The organism is Shewanella decolorationis (assembly GCF_004354305.1).
Taxonomy (GTDB): domain Bacteria; phylum Pseudomonadota; class Gammaproteobacteria; order Enterobacterales; family Shewanellaceae; genus Shewanella; species Shewanella decolorationis.
In genome coordinates this window covers 3,590,259-3,607,695 of sequence record NZ_CP037898.1, presented here as the reverse complement: position 1 = coordinate 3,607,695, position 17,437 = coordinate 3,590,259, and the positions used below count along the sequence as shown (strand labels likewise).

General features: G+C 46.6%; 14 protein-coding genes. 11 read left to right on the top strand and 3 right to left on the bottom strand.

The window, feature by feature from the left end:
* Positions 1 to 267 precede the first annotated feature (267 nt).
* Positions 268 to 2,196 (bottom strand): M1 family metallopeptidase, encoded by a 1,929-nt coding sequence (locus EYR25_RS16135; protein ID WP_133181423.1) that lies wholly within the window; start codon positions 2,194 to 2,196, stop codon positions 268 to 270.
* A 388-nt stretch (positions 2,197 to 2,584) separates the two neighbouring features.
* Between EYR25_RS16135 and EYR25_RS16130 the strand changes: the two genes are divergently transcribed.
* The 4 genes from EYR25_RS16130 to EYR25_RS16115 all read left to right on the top strand — a co-directional run bounded on the left by EYR25_RS16130 (position 2,585) and on the right by EYR25_RS16115 (position 8,697).
* Positions 2,585 to 2,812 carry a DUF3389 domain-containing protein gene (locus EYR25_RS16130; protein WP_039977262.1) on the top strand — a complete coding sequence of 76 codons (228 nt, stop codon included), beginning with the start codon at positions 2,585 to 2,587 and terminating at the stop codon, positions 2,810 to 2,812.
* A gap of 52 nt (positions 2,813 to 2,864) precedes the next feature.
* On the top strand, positions 2,865 to 3,530 hold the full coding sequence (locus EYR25_RS16125; RefSeq protein WP_133181421.1) for an alpha/beta hydrolase: 666 nt from the start codon (positions 2,865 to 2,867) through the stop codon (positions 3,528 to 3,530).
* Between the two features lie 363 nt (positions 3,531 to 3,893).
* Positions 3,894 to 5,612 (top strand): bifunctional UDP-sugar hydrolase/5'-nucleotidase UshA, encoded by a 1,719-nt coding sequence (gene ushA, locus EYR25_RS16120; protein WP_023265717.1) that lies wholly within the window; start codon positions 3,894 to 3,896, stop codon positions 5,610 to 5,612.
* A gap of 436 nt (positions 5,613 to 6,048) precedes the next feature.
* On the top strand, positions 6,049 to 8,697 hold the full coding sequence (locus tag EYR25_RS16115; RefSeq protein WP_133181419.1) for a TonB-dependent receptor: 2,649 nt from the start codon (positions 6,049 to 6,051) through the stop codon (positions 8,695 to 8,697).
* A 74-nt stretch (positions 8,698 to 8,771) separates the two neighbouring features.
* On the opposite strand, the gene EYR25_RS16110 is transcribed toward EYR25_RS16115, so the two are convergent.
* On the bottom strand, positions 8,772 to 9,131 hold the full coding sequence (locus tag EYR25_RS16110; protein WP_133181417.1) for a TraR/DksA C4-type zinc finger protein: 360 nt from the start codon (positions 9,129 to 9,131) through the stop codon (positions 8,772 to 8,774).
* 163 nt (positions 9,132 to 9,294) lie between these two features.
* Positions 9,295 to 10,242 carry a tRNA-dihydrouridine synthase gene (locus tag EYR25_RS16105; RefSeq protein WP_133181415.1) on the bottom strand — a complete coding sequence of 316 codons (948 nt, stop codon included), beginning with the start codon at positions 10,240 to 10,242 and terminating at the stop codon, positions 9,295 to 9,297.
* Between the two features lie 259 nt (positions 10,243 to 10,501).
* On the opposite strand from EYR25_RS16105, the gene EYR25_RS16100 reads away from it, so the two are divergent.
* The 7 genes from EYR25_RS16100 to dnaX all read left to right on the top strand — a co-directional run bounded on the left by EYR25_RS16100 (position 10,502) and on the right by dnaX (position 17,361).
* Positions 10,502 to 10,930, top strand: a complete 429-nt coding sequence (locus tag EYR25_RS16100) for an HvfA family oxazolone/thioamide-modified RiPP metallophore (RefSeq protein ID WP_133181413.1) — start codon at positions 10,502 to 10,504, stop codon at positions 10,928 to 10,930.
* Between the two features lie 143 nt (positions 10,931 to 11,073).
* Positions 11,074 to 11,913, top strand: coding sequence for an HvfB family MNIO-type RiPP peptide maturase (locus tag EYR25_RS16095; RefSeq protein ID WP_133181411.1), 840 nt, complete (start codon positions 11,074 to 11,076; stop codon positions 11,911 to 11,913).
* The gene (locus EYR25_RS16090; RefSeq protein WP_133181409.1) at positions 11,913 to 12,653 is read left to right on the top strand and encodes an HvfC family RiPP maturation protein; all 741 of its coding nucleotides are present in this window, start codon (positions 11,913 to 11,915) and stop codon (positions 12,651 to 12,653) included. The genes EYR25_RS16095 and EYR25_RS16090 overlap by 1 nt, the downstream gene beginning before the upstream one ends.
* Before the next feature lie 156 nt (positions 12,654 to 12,809).
* Entirely contained in the window at positions 12,810 to 12,932 is a 123-nt protein-coding gene (locus EYR25_RS21510; RefSeq protein WP_011623018.1) for a hypothetical protein, read from the top strand.
* Between the two features lie 120 nt (positions 12,933 to 13,052).
* Positions 13,053 to 13,421 (top strand): YbaN family protein, encoded by a 369-nt coding sequence (locus tag EYR25_RS16080; protein ID WP_133181407.1) that lies wholly within the window; start codon positions 13,053 to 13,055, stop codon positions 13,419 to 13,421.
* 181 nt (positions 13,422 to 13,602) lie between these two features.
* Positions 13,603 to 14,154 carry an adenine phosphoribosyltransferase gene (apt, locus tag EYR25_RS16075; RefSeq protein WP_023265726.1) on the top strand — a complete coding sequence of 184 codons (552 nt, stop codon included), beginning with the start codon at positions 13,603 to 13,605 and terminating at the stop codon, positions 14,152 to 14,154.
* Between the two features lie 129 nt (positions 14,155 to 14,283).
* A complete protein-coding gene (gene dnaX, locus EYR25_RS16070) occupies positions 14,284 to 17,361 on the top strand; it encodes a DNA polymerase III subunit gamma/tau (RefSeq protein ID WP_133181405.1) in 3,078 nt (1,025 codons plus the stop codon).
* Positions 17,362 to 17,437: the final 76 nt, after the last annotated feature.

Sequence of the window (17,437 nt, the reverse complement as noted above, 5' to 3'; positions counted from 1 at the left end):
TTTCTCCCATTAATACTCTGCTACAGCAGGCGTGCCCGGGAATAACGACCAGATAAGTAAACAAAAGCCCAAACCTAGGTTTGGGCTTTTTTGTGCGCTAATGCTTTGTTTTGCAAGCCATGGTTTGTAATCAAAATCTTGCAATCACAGTTTCGCAATCAACGTCGTGGTTTTTGTGCAAAGGATTCACCGCTAAACTTATGCCCACGTTTCGTGGCGAGGCTTGAGCACGGGCTTTCCTGCGCTCAAGCCAAACAAGCGATCCGCTTAATGGGTATGCTCCAGCGGTTGATCACTAAACATCATATCGAGACTCGCTTGGGTCTGTGGGTGATAACCACTGCGGGCCGCCAAATAAACGGTTTTTGCCCAATCATAGTACTCGCTGCTCGCGAGTTTTTGATACAAAGGCACAATCAGCCTGCGCCGGCCAATCTCGGTTAAATGTTGTTTCAGTGCAGGTAGGACACTGTAATAACTGTTATCGAGGGCGAGGGCATACCAGGCAAAGGCGATTTCATTATTGTGGGTGCCAGTAAAATGAAAGGCCTTATCTAACTCGGCTAATTGCTGCTCTGTGAGATTTAGCCTTGGCATTTCATTAATAAAGCGTAGCCATTGATGCACAGTCCAGCCCTGAGTGTTTAGGGCGCGGGCATCACGTTTGCCCTCTAACCACGCTTGGCGCTGAGCATCGATATCATCGAAGGCGTGTGAGTTCGGCGGCACTAAAAAGCTGGGTAAGCCTTGCCCCTCAACCCAAGTATCCACTTCAGATTCACTGACGATATTGGGATATTTTTGCAATAACTGCTGCGTGAGGTAACTACGAAACTGCTCCGTGGTAATACTTTGAAACGCAAAGTGATCGAAGTAGCTTTTCACAAAGGTGTCGAACCGTTCGCGGCCAAATTTATGCTCGAGGAAGCGCAAAAATAATTGTCCTTTCACATAGGGGACGCCGCTAAAGGCATCGTCGGGATCGCGATCGCCTAAGTCAATATGCAGCACTGAATCGCTGGCGGGTAACTCGGCTAATTCGGCCAACAGCTCTGAGTAACCAATGGTTTGCTCCATTAGGGCGCGGTCGCTGCCATAGAGATCTTCCATAATGCGGTTTTCCACATAGGTGGTAAAACCTTCGTTGAGCCAGAGATCGCGCCAAGTGGCGTTAGTGACTAAATTGCCCGACCAAGAATGGGCCAGCTCGTGGGCGATTAAACTCACTAGGCTTTTATCTCCCGCGATGACTGTGGGGGTAATAAAGGATAATCGCGGATTTTCCATCCCGCCGAAGGGGAAACTTGGCGGAAGGATCAGTAAATCGTATCGACCCCAACGGTAATCGCCGTAGCGTTTGGCGGCGATGGCAATCATCTCTGGCGTATCGGCAAATTCTTTGCTGGCCTTAGCAAGCATTTCTGGCTCGGCCCAAATGCCTGAGGTGTCGTCTAAGGCGGCAAATTGCAGATGTCCTGCGGCAATCGCAATCAAGTAGGCTGGAATCGCTTGCGGCATAGTGAATTGGGTTTGCGTCGCAGACACGCTCTCTCTATCGGCACTCATCACGACATTAATGCCTTGCTTGGCTGTGACAGTGGCGCTGTAGGTTTGGCGCACTGCGGGCGTATCTTGCAGCGGGATCCAGCTTCTGGCATGGATGGCTTGGCTTTGGCTAAACATAAATGGCCATTGCTTACCTTGGGTTTGCTCTGGAGTCAGCCATTGAATGCCTGATGGATTCTTGGAGGTATGATAATTAACTTTGACTTTAGCGACTCGCTCTTGAGGCAGATTGATGGTGAGCGCTGCGCCTTTGACCTTATCGGCTGCACCTAAACTAAAGGGCACGGATTGCCATTGGCCGTTTGCATTTAACATGCTGACACTGTTAATCGTAAGGTCACGTGTATCGAGCACTAGTACTTTTCCGGCCTGATGCCAATCCAGTTCGAGAATCGCGTCCCCCGAGAGTTGCTGCTGCGCAAAATCTACGTTTAATGCCAATGCGATGTGATGAATGCTCACTTGCTGGTAATTGGCAAAGGTCAGCTCATCGGTGACAGAGTGCATTTGGCTGGCGGTGACGCTGGCTAGGCTGGTATTCGGTAAGGCATTGGCCGCATTGGCATATTGTACTAATGGCAGCAGCATCAAGAGTGCGCTGCTAATGAGGGGACGACGGGATAAAAACATATAACCACCCAGTGTTGTGATTCTTGTTATGGCGTAAAGCGTACTAGCCGTGAGCGGGCTTGCATCGCAGATGCGGGATTTTACTCGAACTGCTCTGCTTTGGGGCACTTTAGCTGACACTAAAATGTAATTAAACTTTATCTAGACTGTGGGATTACCATTGCTAAATGGCTTGGCTAAGAGTCTATGCCGAGCGGATAAGGATTTGATGTAAGCGCACTCTAATACTGCAGCTGTATGGATTTGATGGTGATGGATAAACCTAAGCTTGCTCAACCTATGGTGTTCTGTCATCAACCCTAATGCGAGTTTAAAAGTTCATCCTTGGCGAAATAACTTTGCTATCATGGCGCGTTTTGACAGTGACTATCACGAGAACGGAATTGCTATGCTAGTGGAATTTTCTCAGGGTAAGTTGATTGCCACTGAATTTGAAGTGCAGATCCGGCTGAACATGGCCAATGTGGTGCTTCAAGCCGCGGCCGAAGACATCAGCCTTAGGCTGGAGCCGCCGATGATCATCGCCAATGGCGGCGGCGTGCGTTGGAGTATTAAATTAGATAACACAAATCAGCTCGACGCATTGCAAGCCCTCCTCGGCATTGATTATCTGTAAAGCGCTCGCGGGACGAGAATAATAACTTTTGATTTATAAGGGATTTGTCACTATGACACTTGAACGTATTGTGATTGAGCCTCAAGTTGAGGCGACGGCGGCGGTGATTTGGTTACATGGTTTAGGGGACTCGGGCGCAGGGTTTGCACCTGTGGTTCCAGCGTTAGGATTGCCTGCGGGACACAGTATTCGCTTTATCTTCCCCCATGCGCCAGAGCAAGCGGTGACCATCAACGGTGGTTACATTATGCGCGCTTGGTATGACATCAAAAGCATGGATTTGCACGATAGAGCCGATATGCAGGGCGTGATGGCCTCGGAGCTGAGTGTGCAAGCCTTGATTGATGAACAAATCGCGGCTGGTATTCCGAGCGAGCGCATCGTTTTAGCTGGTTTTAGCCAAGGCGGAGTGATGAGCCTGTTTACGGGATTACGTTATCCTCAAAAACTCGCTGGCATTATGGCACTTTCCTGTTATTTACCGACGGGTGATGTATTACCCAGCCAATTAAGTGCCGCCAATGCGACAACACCTATTTTACATCAGCACGGTGAACAGGATGATGTGGTGCCATTATCCGCAGGTTTATTAGCGAAGAATGCGCTAGAGGCGGGTGGATATTCGGTACAATGGCAAACGTATCCGATGCCACATTCTGTCATTCCTGTGCAATTAAAAGCGATTAGCACTTGGTTACTACAGTGTTTTGAAATGTAGAAAATTCTAAATGCCTATAAAAACACCATGCGGTAAGAGATTTTTAATCCGCTGGTGTTTTTTATTTAGAACAATTGGCAGCCAGGTGCGGTGGTGCTAACTTGCTTAAAAATAACGAATTAAATTTTTATTTTTAGTACAATTAACTTATAAAAAGAAAATGTCAAAATCAGCCATTTAGCTTATTTTTTATTTGAAACAAATCTGTCTTAAAAGTCGCCAAATATCCCACATTAAAGTCACGTTTATTAATAAAAATGACACAATTCATCTTTATTCTTTGGTATTATGCGTGACGCGAGAGTTGATGGTGCTCGCACAATCTTTCTATGATAAAATAATTAAAATCAAGGGGTTGATGTAATGACAAATAAGCTTATTAAAGGATTGATTGCAACTGCTGTGCTGGCAGCGTTAGCAGGTTGTAATAGTGATGATGATAATAAAGTCCCTACAACCTGTGCCGAAGCGGGCAGTGCTTGTAAAACTTTTACCGTATTACACACCAATGATAACCATGGTCGTTTCTGGGAAAACAGTGATGGCGAATATGGTATGGCAGCGCGTAAAGCGTTAATTGATCAAATTCGTGCTGAAGTCAGTAAGAATGGCGGTCAAACATTATTATTGTCTGGTGGTGATATCAACACTGGTGTCCCAGAATCTGATTTACAGGATGCGATTCCTGACTTTACTGGTATGAACAAAATTGGTTACGACGCAATGGCAGTTGGTAACCATGAATTTGACAATCCATTATCAGTATTAGATATGCAGCGTCGTTTAGCCGAATTCCCAATGCTGGCGGCGAACATTTATCGTAAAAACGCTGAGGGTGGTCAAGGTGAGCGTTATTTCGAGCCTTACAAAGTGTTCGATATTAACGGTCTTAAAGTGGCTGTAATTGGTTTAACCACAGAAGACACTGCCAAGATTGGTAACCCAGAATTTATTAGTGATTTAATTTTCACCGATCCTAAAGTGGAAGTGGCGAAAGTTATTAAAGAAATTAAAGACGCAAAAGCCGCTGATATTATCTTCGCAACGACTCACATGGGTCACTATGCCGATGCTCAAAACGGTAGCAACGCCCCAGGCGATGTGGCGATGGCGCGTGCGTTAAATAAAGGTGATCTGCAAGTCGTTATCGGCGGCCACTCACAAAACCCAGTGTGTATGGAACCTGGTAGCGACAATAAGTCTTATGCCAACTTCAAACCTGGTGATGATTGCGCCCCAGATCAACAAAACGGTACTTGGATCATGCAAGCCCACGAATGGGGTAAGTATGTTGGCCGTGCGGATTTCGAATACTTCAACGGTGAATTGCACTTAGCTAGCTACAAGCTGATCCCAGTGAACATGCGTAAACTGGACGAAGCTGGTAAGAAAACCACTGAGCTGGCTGGCACTAAGATTGAACCAGATGCTGAGCTAAAAGAGCTGTTGTCTTACTACCAAGAGAAAGGCCAAGCTAAGTTAGACGAAGTCATTGCAACCACTGATGCGCTGCTCGATGGTGAACGTGCGAACGTACGTAACAAGCAAACCAACTTAGGCCGCATGTTAGCCATGGCACAAAGCGGTAAAGTGTCTGCCGACTTTGGTGTGATGAACTCAGGTGGTGTGCGTGCTTCTATCCAAGCGGGTGACATTACTTACCGTGATGTGCTGACAGTTCAACCTTTCGGCAACATGGTCACTCTGAACGAAATGACAGGTACTGAAGTCGCGGCTTACTTAGGCGCTGTGGGCAGTATCCAAATCGGTTCGGGTGGTTATGCCCAGATCACTGGCGTGAAAATGACCATCGACTGTGCAGCTAAGACTGCTAATATCAGCGAAATCAATGGCAAAGAGTTCAGTGCGACAGCTAGCTATAAATTCACTGTACCTAGCTTTAACGCTGCAGGTGGCGACGGTTATCCAAAACTGGCTAGCCCAATCCAAACGGGTTACGTGGATGCGGACTTACTGTATTCATTCCTGAAAGAGAAGCAAGCAATCGTAGCTGCTGACTATAACCCAGTTGGCGACATTGTTTACGAAAACTCAAGCAGTGTTGAAGGTTGTAAGCTGTAATTCTTGAGCAAGTTATTTAATACCATAATGCCACTCAACTGAGTGGCATTATTATTTATATCCATCACTATTTTTACTCTGCATTGGTTAATTCCAAAATCAATTTCGCAAGATGATACATCTATTGCTTATTGTTGCTGATTTGTTTTTATTTATTTTTTGTAAACATAAAATTATCAGGTGACTGTTATTTGTATCATTTGCGTAATTAATAACATGGTTGTATTTTATTTATCTAAACCATTGTTTGCTTATGTTTTAATTCTTATATTCCCTCCTGTTGTTTTGTCCTCTATGTAACAATATGTTCTTTTGTTGTTATTTTTGATTGCGGCAATTTGCTGTAATTAACAATATTGATACGTCAAGGAAACTTGCAATTTAACTAGAATAACAACAAGTCGGGTTTTATAAATTAACCCTCAAGGAGAGATATATGCATCACCTAACGTTAGCAGCTAACGCTGTGCGGGCTAGTCTAATTACTATGGGTTCTGCTAGTGTTTTATTTTCAGGAATAACGATAGCCGCAGAGGATAATACTAAAGTTGAGCGTATTGAAGTCACAGGCTCACGTATTAAACAGGTCGATATGGAAACGGTTTCTCCTGTGACTGTGATTAATGCCGCTGATATTGCTATGACGGGCGAAAAAACTGTCGCTGATGTATTAAATAATTCGGCTATTAATAGTTTTGGTTCATGGCGCGGTATTTCGGGATATGGTTCAGGGGCGAGTTCAACAAGCAATGTTAACCTTCGCGGTTTAGGCTCATCGGCGACACTGGTACTGCTCGATGGCCGCCGTATGCCTGGCACTAGTTCAAGTTCTGGTTCAGTTGCCGACACATCTTCTATCCCAATGGCAATCGTTGAACGTATTGAGATCCTGCGTGATGGCGCTTCTGCTGTCTATGGTTCTGATGCGGTTGCGGGTGTAATTAATATTATTACGAAGAAAGAGTTTGATGGTTTGCAACTTGATTACAGCACAGAACAACCGAGTGTTGATGGTGGTGATGCAAATCGTTTATCGATTGCAACGGGTTATAACACAGATAAGGGTAATATCACGTTAACCTATGAATATTATGATACCAAAGCGGTAATGGACCGTGATATTTGGAAGATGGATGATCCGAGTTATTCGGCCTACAGTGGTTTTAGTTCTGTGCCTAATGGTAGTTCGGCATCCGGTTGGTATAGTAATTCAGAAATCTGTGAGCAAACTGAAAATACCGTAGACACTACCGATGGTAATAATATTGGCCGCTGTTTATATAACCATGGCAATGTGACCAAATTATTTGGTGACCAAACACGTAATTCAATTTTGTCGAATTTTTCCTATGAGATCTCCGATGGCATTCAATTTCGTGGCCGAGCATCTGCCTCTTTGGCTGAAACTGAAACTCGATATGCCGGAACGCCAGTGTCAACTAATTATCCCGTGATGAGTGCGGATAACAAATATAATTCAATTGGCGAAGACATGACGCTTTATATGCGCTCAGCTCAAATTGGTGAGCGCGACACCTTAACGGAAACCAATAATGTCGATATTTTAGGCGGTTTTCTCGGAACGTTTGACTTAGGTAATGGTGTTGATTGGGAATTAAATGCTCAGCATTCGCGTTCGACGACAAATTCATTTAATTACAACTTAATTAATGACGAAATCATTCAACAAGCGATAGATTCTGAGCAGTATGATATTTTCAATACCTCGGGCATGAGTTACGCACAATGGAATCAACAAATGACCGAGTTGTATCGCAAAGCGGCTCATACAGGCGTGTATCAGGGTAAATTTGAGAGTACTCAGCTTGATGGATTAGCGTCAACTCTGCTTGTCGATAATGGCGATGTCTCCGTTGCTATGGTGGGTGGGCTTGAATATGAAATGATCAAGTTTAAGCAAACCAGTGATCCTGAATCGGCCTCAGGTATTATTTCGGGCGGTTCTGGCGGCGATGATGTTGATGCAACCCGTGATCGAAGTGCAGCTTATTTAGAATTTCAAGTTGGATTACCGGCTAATGTCGAGTTTTCTGCCGCGGTTCGCTATGAGCGTTACGAGCAGGAAGGTTCGCTCACTGGCGCACAAGGGGCCGTGGTGAACTCCTCGACCTTCGACGCCGTGGTTCCTAAGTTTGGTTTAAGCTGGCGACCTGTTGACAGTCTATTATTGCGGGCCAGTTATGGTGATTCCTTCCGTGCACCTAATATGAGTGAGATGTTCTCTTCGCAATCCTTAAGTTTTGAAAAAGCAGTCGATTCGCTGTGGTGTAACGAGCCAGGTAATGTTGATGCTATTTACTGTGCAACCAATAACCAGCACAAAACCTGGTATGGCGGTAATCCCAATCTCGAGGCTGAGGAGGGGAATTCACTCACGTTAGGTGGTGTCTGGAATGTCACTGATGATTGGAATGTGGAGTTATCCTACTTTTCAATTACCTATGACAATAAGATTGAATCGGTAGATGTCGACGATATTCTGCGTGATGAAATCAAAAATGGCTCATCACCCTATGTTCATCGCGGTGCAGATGGCAAAATCGAATATATTGAAGCAGGCGTCCGTAACTTAGCGACGGTTGAAACCTCAGGTATCGATTTTGTAACCGCCTATAATCTCGAAACTGCAATTGGTGACTTTAACTTCAAGCTGGATCTGACCCATGTGCTTGACTTTAAAAAGCAAGATAATGCTGAAGCAGAGATGATTGATTATGCCGGTACAACCGATTCACCCGATTGGCGTGGAAACTTGGCAACTAGCTGGAAATATGACGATTTTTCAGCAGCATGGACTGTGGTGTATATAGGTAGTCAATCTGCTGATTACTACAATACTTTAGAAGAGACAGACCGTTACGTCGATTACTCTCATTACTTTAAACATAATATCCAGTTTGCCTATCAGCACGCTTATAACGGTTCAATTACCGTAGGGGTGAATAATTTGTTTGATGCCGATGCGCCAAACTATTACACCTATGCCGATTACCGTGATGTAAACGTTGGCCTCTATGATGTGTTGGGGCGTACTTATTATCTGAGAATTAATCAGAAGTTTTAAGTTATCCCTCTCCCTGGATAACTCAAACCTCCGCTTGCGGAGGTTTTTTTGCTTGTAGAATATATCGATGCTGCTTAATGACTCAGACGCAGCTCATGGCGATGCTCATGCAGATAATGCTCGGCGCAGTTGCTGCAACGTTGCTCGGTGGGATCTTGGGTCAAGCGCTCGGCTTCGATTTCGGTTTCGCAATCGGAGCACAGGCCGTATAAGCCTAAGTCGAGTTGACAAAAGGCGGCATCGAGGCGGTTTAAACGGCAAAATAGTGGATGTTCAGCGAGGTGACTTTGTGCTAGGAGGTCAATCAATTCGCCTAAGCTGAGGCTGGCATGATGTGCCCCAAGTATTTCAATAAACTGAGGGAGCGCGCCGATTTCCTTCCTTAGATTAGCTTCAAGCTCTGACAATTCTTGTCTGATATGGGTGGTGCTCACGTAAAATCGCCTGTTTTATCTGACTCTGGACATTCAGTCTAATAGTTCCACTATCAGCGACTATGATAAAGATCAAGTATCTGTGCGATTTATGGGGATTAAGTGGTGGTTTACCTAAAAATTCACCACTTTCTCATGGGATTATCCTATGCGCTATCCACAGTTATTCGCCGAGACGCAGCTGCGCCTCTTCCAGCACCCGCACAATTTCCTCAGTGGTTTTATAGATGCGCAGCTCCCTAAACAGGGTGTCCGCCTCGGGGTATTGGCGATTTAAGTAACTAAACCATTGCTTAATTCGCGCCGGATAATAATCACTCTTACGACCGCTCAGTTCACGTTGGGTGTAGCTCAGCATCAAACCCAATGTATCTGCCCAGCTGTAGGGCGCCGCGCCAGTCTTAATGGTATCGGCAAGATTGGGCAGCGAAATCGCGCCACGGCCAATCATAATGCTGTCGCAGCCTGTCACCGCCATACAACGCTTGGCATCATCGCTGTTCCAAATCTCACCATTAGCAATCACTGGAATGGGCAAACGCTCGCGCACTTCGGTGATGTATTCCCAGTAGGCGGGTGGTTTATAACCATCGACCTTGCTGCGGGCATGGATAGCCAGCTCAGTCGCGCCCGCTTCATACACGGCTAGCGCATTCTCCATAAACAGGGATTTGTCTTCGTAGCCTAAACGAATTTTCGCCGTCACTGGATGTTCGGCGGGCACCGCTTGGCGCATCGCACGCACAATATCGTGAATCGTATTGGGGTACTGCAACAGTACAGCGCCGCCATTACTGCGATTGACCATCTTGGCAGGGCAACCAAAGTTAGCATCGACGCCGTGGGAGCCTAGCTCAATCGCGCGCATAGCGTTTTCGGCCATGCAGTTGGGTTCTTGCCCTAAAAGCTGTACACGAACGGGCGTACCTGAGGGGGTAAAGCCACCATTAAGCAGCTCGGGACAGAGTTTAAGAAAGACTTTCTCTGGTAAGAGTTGGTCAACCACGCGCACAAATTCGGTGACAAGCAAATCGTAGGGGTTAATTGAAGACAAAATATCTCGCATTAAGTCGTCAACCACGCCTTCCATCGGAGCCAAAATTACGCGCACTGCAACAAACCCATATCCAGTTTCAAAGGGCGTGCATTCTATCCTATTGGACTGTGGTTACAAAGCATTGCGAGGGAAGGGCGATGACTGTTTTGAGTTATTTTTACGACTAAATTCTGCTTCCTATCAGCATATTTTGATTATTTCTGTGATTTGGTGATATTTTTTGAAATGAAACCGAGATGGGGCGGGTCTTTTGCAGTAAGCCAGCTACAACACTGTTGTTGGCCACCATTCATCAAATAAAAGGAAGAAGCATATGAAGTCAGTTAAGCATACAGCAGTTGCAGTAGCGTTAGGTACAGTCGTGGTCGGTTCTGCATTCGCCGTGAATGCGCAAACCAACCCATTCGGATTTGAAACCATGGAAGCGGGTTATCAAATCGTCGGTTCAGAAGGAAAATGTGGCGAAGGTAAATGTGGTGATATGAAAAAAGCCGCAGCCGAAAAAGCCAAAGAAGGTAAATGCGGTGAAGCCAAATGTGGCGCCGACATGAAGAAAGCGGCCGCAGATAAAGCCCACGAAGGCAAATGCGGTGAAGCTAAGTGTGGCGCCGATATGAAAAAAGCCGCAGCCGATAAAGCCCACGAAGGTAAATGTGGTGAAGCTAAATGCGGTGCAGATATGAAGAAAACCGCAGAAAAAGTCGAAGCTAAGGCCGACGCCGTCAAAAAAGAAGTGAAATAAACGCGAGTCGAAGCAATCAAGCTTTTGCTCTGACACTTGGCCAGCCTTTGCTGGCCTTTGTTTAGCGGCATTCGAGTATGAGTTTGACAGAACGAAAAGGTAATATCGACAGGTCAACACACCCTAGGTAAAAGGTGAAAGCAATGCAAGAGAGTGGATTGGTTGGATTAGGCTTACGGCGTGAAATGCTCAGTGAGTTTTGCCAAGCGCTGCCAACGGCTATTGATTTTTTAGAGGTCGCCCCTGAAAACTGGATGACGCTCGGTGGAAAATACGGCAAGCAATTTAGGCAACTTACTGAGCAACATACTTTTTTCTGTCATGGTCTGTCACTCTCTATCGGCAGTCCAGCCCCTTTAGATTTGGCGTTTGTCCGCCAAGTGAAGGCGTTTATGGATCTGCACCAAATTGATGTTTATTCAGAACATTTAAGTTATTGCTCAGGAGCTGGTCATTTATACGATTTGATGCCCATCCCCTTTACCGATGACGCCGTTAAGCATGTGGCGACGCGGGTCAAACAGGTGGAGGATATTTTAGAGCGGCCTTTGATCCTCGAGAATATTTCCTTTTATGCTGCGCCGAGCGCACAGATGAGTGAGCAGGCGTTTTTGACAGCAGTGCTAGAAGAGGCCGACTGTAAGCTGCTGTTAGATGTGAATAATATCTATGTGAACTCGATAAATCATCAATACGATGCCGAGGCTTATTTAAAGGCCATGCCAACGGAGCGCATCGCCTATTTACATATTGCAGGGCATTACCAGCAGTCAGAAACCTTGCTGATCGACACCCATGGCAGCGACATCAACGATCCGGTCTGGGCACTGTTGGATAAGTGCTATGCCCAGCATGGCGTCTTGCCGACGCTGCTCGAGCGTGACTTTAATTTGCCTGAAACGGTGCAGTTATTGGATGAGATTAACCAAATCCATGCCTATCAAGCACGGGCTAAAAATCGTTTGGATAAGAGGATTGCCTGATGGATTTTAAGCAAGTACAGCAATCCTTTATCGATTATATTCGTGATCCCCAAAAGCCAGTGCCGAGCGGTGTGCCCCTCGAGCGGATGCAGGTTTACCGAGAGCTATTTTTTAATAATGTGATGGGCTTTGTCTCCAATGCCTTTCCCGTGCTCAAAAGTCTCTATAGCGATGCACAGTGGCAAGCCTTAGTGCAGGCTTTTTTCAGCCAACACGATTGTAAGTCTCCAATTTTTATTGATATTGCTTGGGAGTTTTTACAGTTTCTGCAATTTGAATATTCGCCAGCAGAAAGTGATCCACCCTTTATGTTGGAGTTGGCGCACTATGAATGGCTCGAGCTGCGAGTGGCAACAGCGCAGCAAACGAGTGAGCAAGTTTTGCTATCCAGAGAGGATATTCTGCAACTTAATCTATGTTTAGCAACAACGGCCAGTGTGGCCCAGTACCAGTATCCGGTGCAGCAGATCCGCCAAGATTATCGCCCAGAAGAGCCATTGCCGCAGCCAGTGTTTTTTTGCCTCTATCAGGATGAAGCGGGCGAGGTGGGATTTTTGCAATTAACGCCGTTAAGTGCGCAAGTGCTGGGATATTTGGCAGAACAAGGGCAGCGTCGCCTCGATGAGATATTGAACTGGCTGCAAGGGATTTATCCGCACATGCAACCGGAAATCTTAACCCAAGGCTGTATTGAGTTACTCGAGCAACTCGCGGTCAAAGGAATCGTGCGTGGGATTTAAGTAGTATGTTGCTAAAATCAGCAAAATAAATGCAATAACCTTACATAAAAAGGGTTTTTGTTGATTTGACAAACCGCTACAATGGCGCCCGTTTTGTGATCTTAATCACTGTATGATTCCTGCGCACTTATCTTTGCACACATTTGAGGAGCTGTAATGAGCAGTCAGCCATTTAAAGACCCATTTAACTTTATGTATTTTATTGGTTTTATTTTAGTCTTACTGTTGCCGACGCTTCCAGCAAGCCTGACTTGGTTAAAGCAATTAGGCTTAATTTAAGCAGGTTTTAATCTCAAATTGAGTATACTACTGGCCACTCTTTGAGTGGCTTTTGTTTTCATGTTTTAGGCACATTAACATACTTTACTTATCTACAAACTATATGGTCATCTACAAACTATGATATTGAAACGCGGTTTGTTTTTATTGATAGGCTGTCTTGCTTTGGGCCTTGGACTGCTGGGTATCGTAGTACCGCTTCTGCCGACTGTGCCGTTTATCCTATTGGCGGCGTATTGTTTTGCCCGCTCAAGCGAGCGATTACACCAGTGGTTGATGACACACCCGTGGTTTGCCGATGCGCTGACCCAATGGCAACAACATAGGGCAATGCGCCCAGGCCTTAAGCGCAGGGCGATGTTACTTACGGGACTCAGTTTTAGCATCAGTATCCTGGTGGTCCCGATTGTATGGGTGAAGTTGCTGCTACTCACCATGGCTTGCGGATTACTCTGGTATCTTAAAACCATCCCTGAAATCGAATCCTAAGCACATTTGATCTAAGGCACAAATTGGTAACCAATTCGTCACTTGAATACGCTGCTTATTGCAACTCAAACCAAAGCGGCATAAGCTTTGTGCGAATGATTAAAGCTCGTCCACACTCGCTGTGGACGTTTTGTTTTTACTGCCAGCAATTACGCGTGGCGAAACGATTAAGTTAAATTAAATGGCTATGAATACAGAAACCTTATCCTTGATAAAGCAAAGCATTAAAACCATTCCTAATTATCCTAAGGAAGGGATTCTATTTCGCGATGTGACCAGTCTGCTGGAAAATGCTGCCGCCTATAAAGCGACTATCGATTTATTAGTTGAGCATTACCGCAACAAAGGCTTTACCAAGATTGTGGGTACCGAAGCCCGTGGTTTCTTATTTGGTGCGCCTTTAGCACTGGAATTAGGCATTGGTTTTGTGCCAGTACGTAAACCTGGTAAATTGCCACGCGCGACCATTAGCCAAAGCTATGAGCTGGAATATGGCCACGATAGCCTTGAAATCCATACCGATGCGATCACCGCGAATGACAAAGTGTTAGTGGTTGACGATTTGCTGGCCACTGGCGGCACTATCGAAGCCACAGTAAAACTTATCCGCCAACTGGGTGGTGAAGTACAAGATGCGGCCTTTGTGATTTCATTACCTGATTTAGGTGGCGAAGCCCGTTTAACTGCCTTAGGTCTTGAGTTGGTTAAACTTTGTGAGTTTGAAGGCGAATAATTCTTCAGCCAAAGGCGCCTAGGGATAGTTTAATGGCATGTCGCTAATTGACATGTTATCTTGCAACTATCTCGGGGCGCGATCCCCTTTTTTGTACCAACATTCTTGTCATGCACATTGGGGAGTTCCATGTCATATCAGGTGTTAGCCAGAAAATGGCGCCCTGCCACATTCGAACAGATGGTCGGCCAAAGCCACGTGTTGCACGCGCTCACGAATGCGTTAACGCAACAACGTTTACACCATGCTTATCTTTTTACGGGTACACGCGGCGTGGGCAAGACCAGTTTGGCGCGCCTCTTCGCCAAAGGCCTCAACTGTGAAAAGGGCGTAACGGCTTCTCCCTGTGGTGTGTGTGGCAGTTGTGTCGAAATTGCCCAAGGCCGCTTTGTTGACTTAATCGAAGTCGATGCCGCCTCGCGCACTAAAGTCGATGACACCCGCGAACTCTTAGACAATGTGCAATATCGCCCGACCCGTGGCCGTTTTAAGGTCTACCTGATTGACGAAGTGCACATGCTCTCCCGTAGCAGTTTTAATGCGCTGCTAAAAACCCTTGAAGAACCGCCAGAGCATGTGAAGTTTTTGCTGGCGACGACTGATCCGCAAAAGCTGCCGGTGACTGTATTATCCCGCTGCCTGCAATTTAACTTAAAGAGTTTAACCCAGCAGGAAATTGGCACTCAGCTACAGCATATCTTAACCCAAGAGCAATTGCCCTTTGAGCACGAAGCCTTAACCCTGCTCGCCAAAGCGGCCAATGGCAGTATGCGTGATGCCTTAAGTTTGACCGATCAGGCCATTGCCTTTGGTGGCGGCACGGTAATGCTCAATCAAGTGCAATCTATGTTGGGTAGCATTGATGAGCAGCATGTGCTGCGCTTACTTAAAGCCTTAACCGATGCCGATATCGGCGTATTGATGCAAAGCTGCGCACAGGTGCTCGCCTATGGCGCGGACGCCCAAGAAGTGCTCCGCAGTTTGCTAGAATTATTGCATCAAATTACTTTGACTCAATTTGCGCCAGCCGCCGCGCAACAATCCCTTTATAGCGCACAAATACAGGCCTTTGCCGAGCAATTAGCGCCAGAACAAGTGCAGTTGTATTACCAGATTTTACTGACTGGCCGTAAAGACTTACCCCATGCGCCGAATCCTAAATCGGGCCTTGAAATGGCGCTGCTGCGGGCAGTGGCATTTGTTCCCGAAAAGCCAGTAAAACGTTGGCTGGTTGAAGATGCTGCAAAGGTGAGTTTGCCTGCTCAGCAGCCAACGTCGGCTATGCCCGTATCCAATATGACAGCGGTAGAACAGGCCGTGAATCAGGCTGTGGCTGAAAAAAAAACTCCACTAACCGCTGAGCGTGACTTACAGGCTCTGCCACAAGTAGCAACGACTGAGCCTATGGCTAAGAGTGAGAACGCTACAGCTTCGCAACAAGCCTTATCTGCTGAGGATATGTTAGCTGTCGATGATGCGATTGATGATGGGGCTGAACTGAATGCCGCTTTAATTGCCGAGCAGCAAGTGATCTTAAGCCAAGCTCAAAGCCAAGGCTTTGGTGCAAGTGTGGTATCGAGTACTGAGGCCGTCTTAATTTCAGAATCAAGCCCTAACTCAAAAACTGACGTAAGCCCTGACTTAAGCGCTGAGTCGAGCTCAGTTTCTATGCCGGCATCGAATCTTGATACTGAGCATAATCAAGCTGTGATGGTGGATTCTGAGAGCCTTAATTCTTGTCCCTCGGCATTAACAGTAGTTGACTTATCCGCAGAGGAATATGCTCAAGCGGGTGTTAATGAGAGTACAGATGCGCTAGCGCCAGACGAATATTCCGCTGAGGATTACGGACAATACGATTATGCCGCCGCGCCACTCGATGCCTATCAGGATGATTATTCACAATTTATGGCTGAGGAGCAGGGCGGATTCTCTGGCATGGAAGAGAGTTCGCTTAATCGCGACAGTGCTCAGTCTATTGGCGAAAGCTTCGCTTCAACAACCTCTCAGGCTTCAACACCTCCAGCTTCAACTACTGTTTCCCTCGAGGATGACGATATTTTATCGGCGGTATTAGCGGCGCGTGACTCCTTGTTATCCGATCTTGATGCGCTCAGCACCAAGGAAGGTGATGGAAAAAAGTCGGCAGCGGAAGTTAAGCTTAAAACTCCGAGCCAGAGTGCGCATACCGCGCCAGTCTCTCACTCGCCATCGCATAAAACGCCTTCAGTTGATGCATCTACCGAGCATCAAGTGGTTAGTAACACGTCCGATAACGACTTTGAGCTGCCCTTTGACGATGATTTCGAGGCCGAGCTCCATCTTGAGTCACAATCAAATGTCACGCTAACTCAGCAGCTAGATCCGAACGATCGCCCACCATGGGAAGAGGCGCCCATCGCAGGGATGGATGATGCCAACGCATCGGCTGCAAGTGCTAACCTACAGCGTGAAACCGCTGTTGTGCTGCAAACAGTTGTTGATGAGTTAGGCGCTGCGAACGTCGCCGCTCAAATATCACCAACGAATAGCGAAGCGACACCGTTTGGGCAAGTGCAAGAACAAGAGCCTGTACAAAAGAGCGAGCCAGCTGCGCAAAGCCCTGAGAAGAATACGGCGCCGCAGCCGCCTCAGGCACTTACACCACAACTAACGCAGCAACAAATACGGCAACCGGCTCAGCTACAAGATTCGGTGCAGTCACAGCCAAATGAGACAGTACAACCAACGTCATCCACCGCATTAGCGCTGGCGCAATCGATTACCGGTCATCCCTTAGACTTGCACTGGTATAAGCTCATGGCGAGCCTAGAGATTGGCGGCCGTGTGCGTCAGTTAGCGGTAAACTCGATTTGTCAGGTGCAGGCTAACCCTTTGCCGTTGCTGCTAAAACCTGACCAGAAACATTTAGCGGCGCCCGTGGCGATTGAGCAGCTTGAGCAGGCATTGACAGCCGCATTGGGGAACCCAAGACAGGTTGAGGTGGTCATAGGAAGCGATCCTTCGCGGGAAACGCCCTTAGAGATGCGCAAACGTTTTCACCAAGAGTTACTGCAGCAGGCACGCCAATCGCTAATGATGGACGATAATGTGCAATGGCTGATTAACCGTTTTGGCGCCGAGCTGGATCAGGATAGTTTACTTTATCCGCCAGAGTTGTTAGCCCAGCGTAGTGGACTCATTCCCGCACTACCTGAGCCCGAGTAATATTTCCTCTGTGCATATGCTGCCTGGAGTGGCAGAGTTTGTTAAAAACTCGCTATCAAGATCATAAGATTAGCGA

Bases quoted from the DNA above. Each gene is read 5' to 3' on its own strand.
- EYR25_RS21510 (WP_011623018.1), top strand. From the start codon at position 12,810: ATGAGCAGTCAGCCATTTAAAGACCCATTTAACTTTATGTATTTTATT.
- EYR25_RS16135 (WP_133181423.1), bottom strand. From the start codon at position 2,196: ATGTTTTTATCCCGTCGTCCCCTCATTAGCAGCGCACTCTTGATGCTG.
- EYR25_RS16130 (WP_039977262.1), top strand. From the start codon at position 2,585: ATGCTAGTGGAATTTTCTCAGGGTAAGTTGATTGCCACTGAATTTGAA.
- EYR25_RS16100 (WP_133181413.1), top strand. From the start codon at position 10,502: ATGAAGTCAGTTAAGCATACAGCAGTTGCAGTAGCGTTAGGTACAGTC.
- EYR25_RS16090 (WP_133181409.1), top strand. From the start codon at position 11,913: ATGGATTTTAAGCAAGTACAGCAATCCTTTATCGATTATATTCGTGAT.
- EYR25_RS16115 (WP_133181419.1), top strand. From the start codon at position 6,049: ATGCATCACCTAACGTTAGCAGCTAACGCTGTGCGGGCTAGTCTAATT.
- dnaX (WP_133181405.1), top strand. From the start codon at position 14,284: ATGTCATATCAGGTGTTAGCCAGAAAATGGCGCCCTGCCACATTCGAA.
- EYR25_RS16080 (WP_133181407.1), top strand. From the start codon at position 13,053: ATGATATTGAAACGCGGTTTGTTTTTATTGATAGGCTGTCTTGCTTTG.
- ushA (WP_023265717.1), top strand. From the start codon at position 3,894: ATGACAAATAAGCTTATTAAAGGATTGATTGCAACTGCTGTGCTGGCA.
- apt (WP_023265726.1), top strand. From the start codon at position 13,603: ATGGCTATGAATACAGAAACCTTATCCTTGATAAAGCAAAGCATTAAA.
- EYR25_RS16095 (WP_133181411.1), top strand. From the start codon at position 11,074: ATGCAAGAGAGTGGATTGGTTGGATTAGGCTTACGGCGTGAAATGCTC.
- EYR25_RS16125 (WP_133181421.1), top strand. From the start codon at position 2,865: ATGACACTTGAACGTATTGTGATTGAGCCTCAAGTTGAGGCGACGGCG.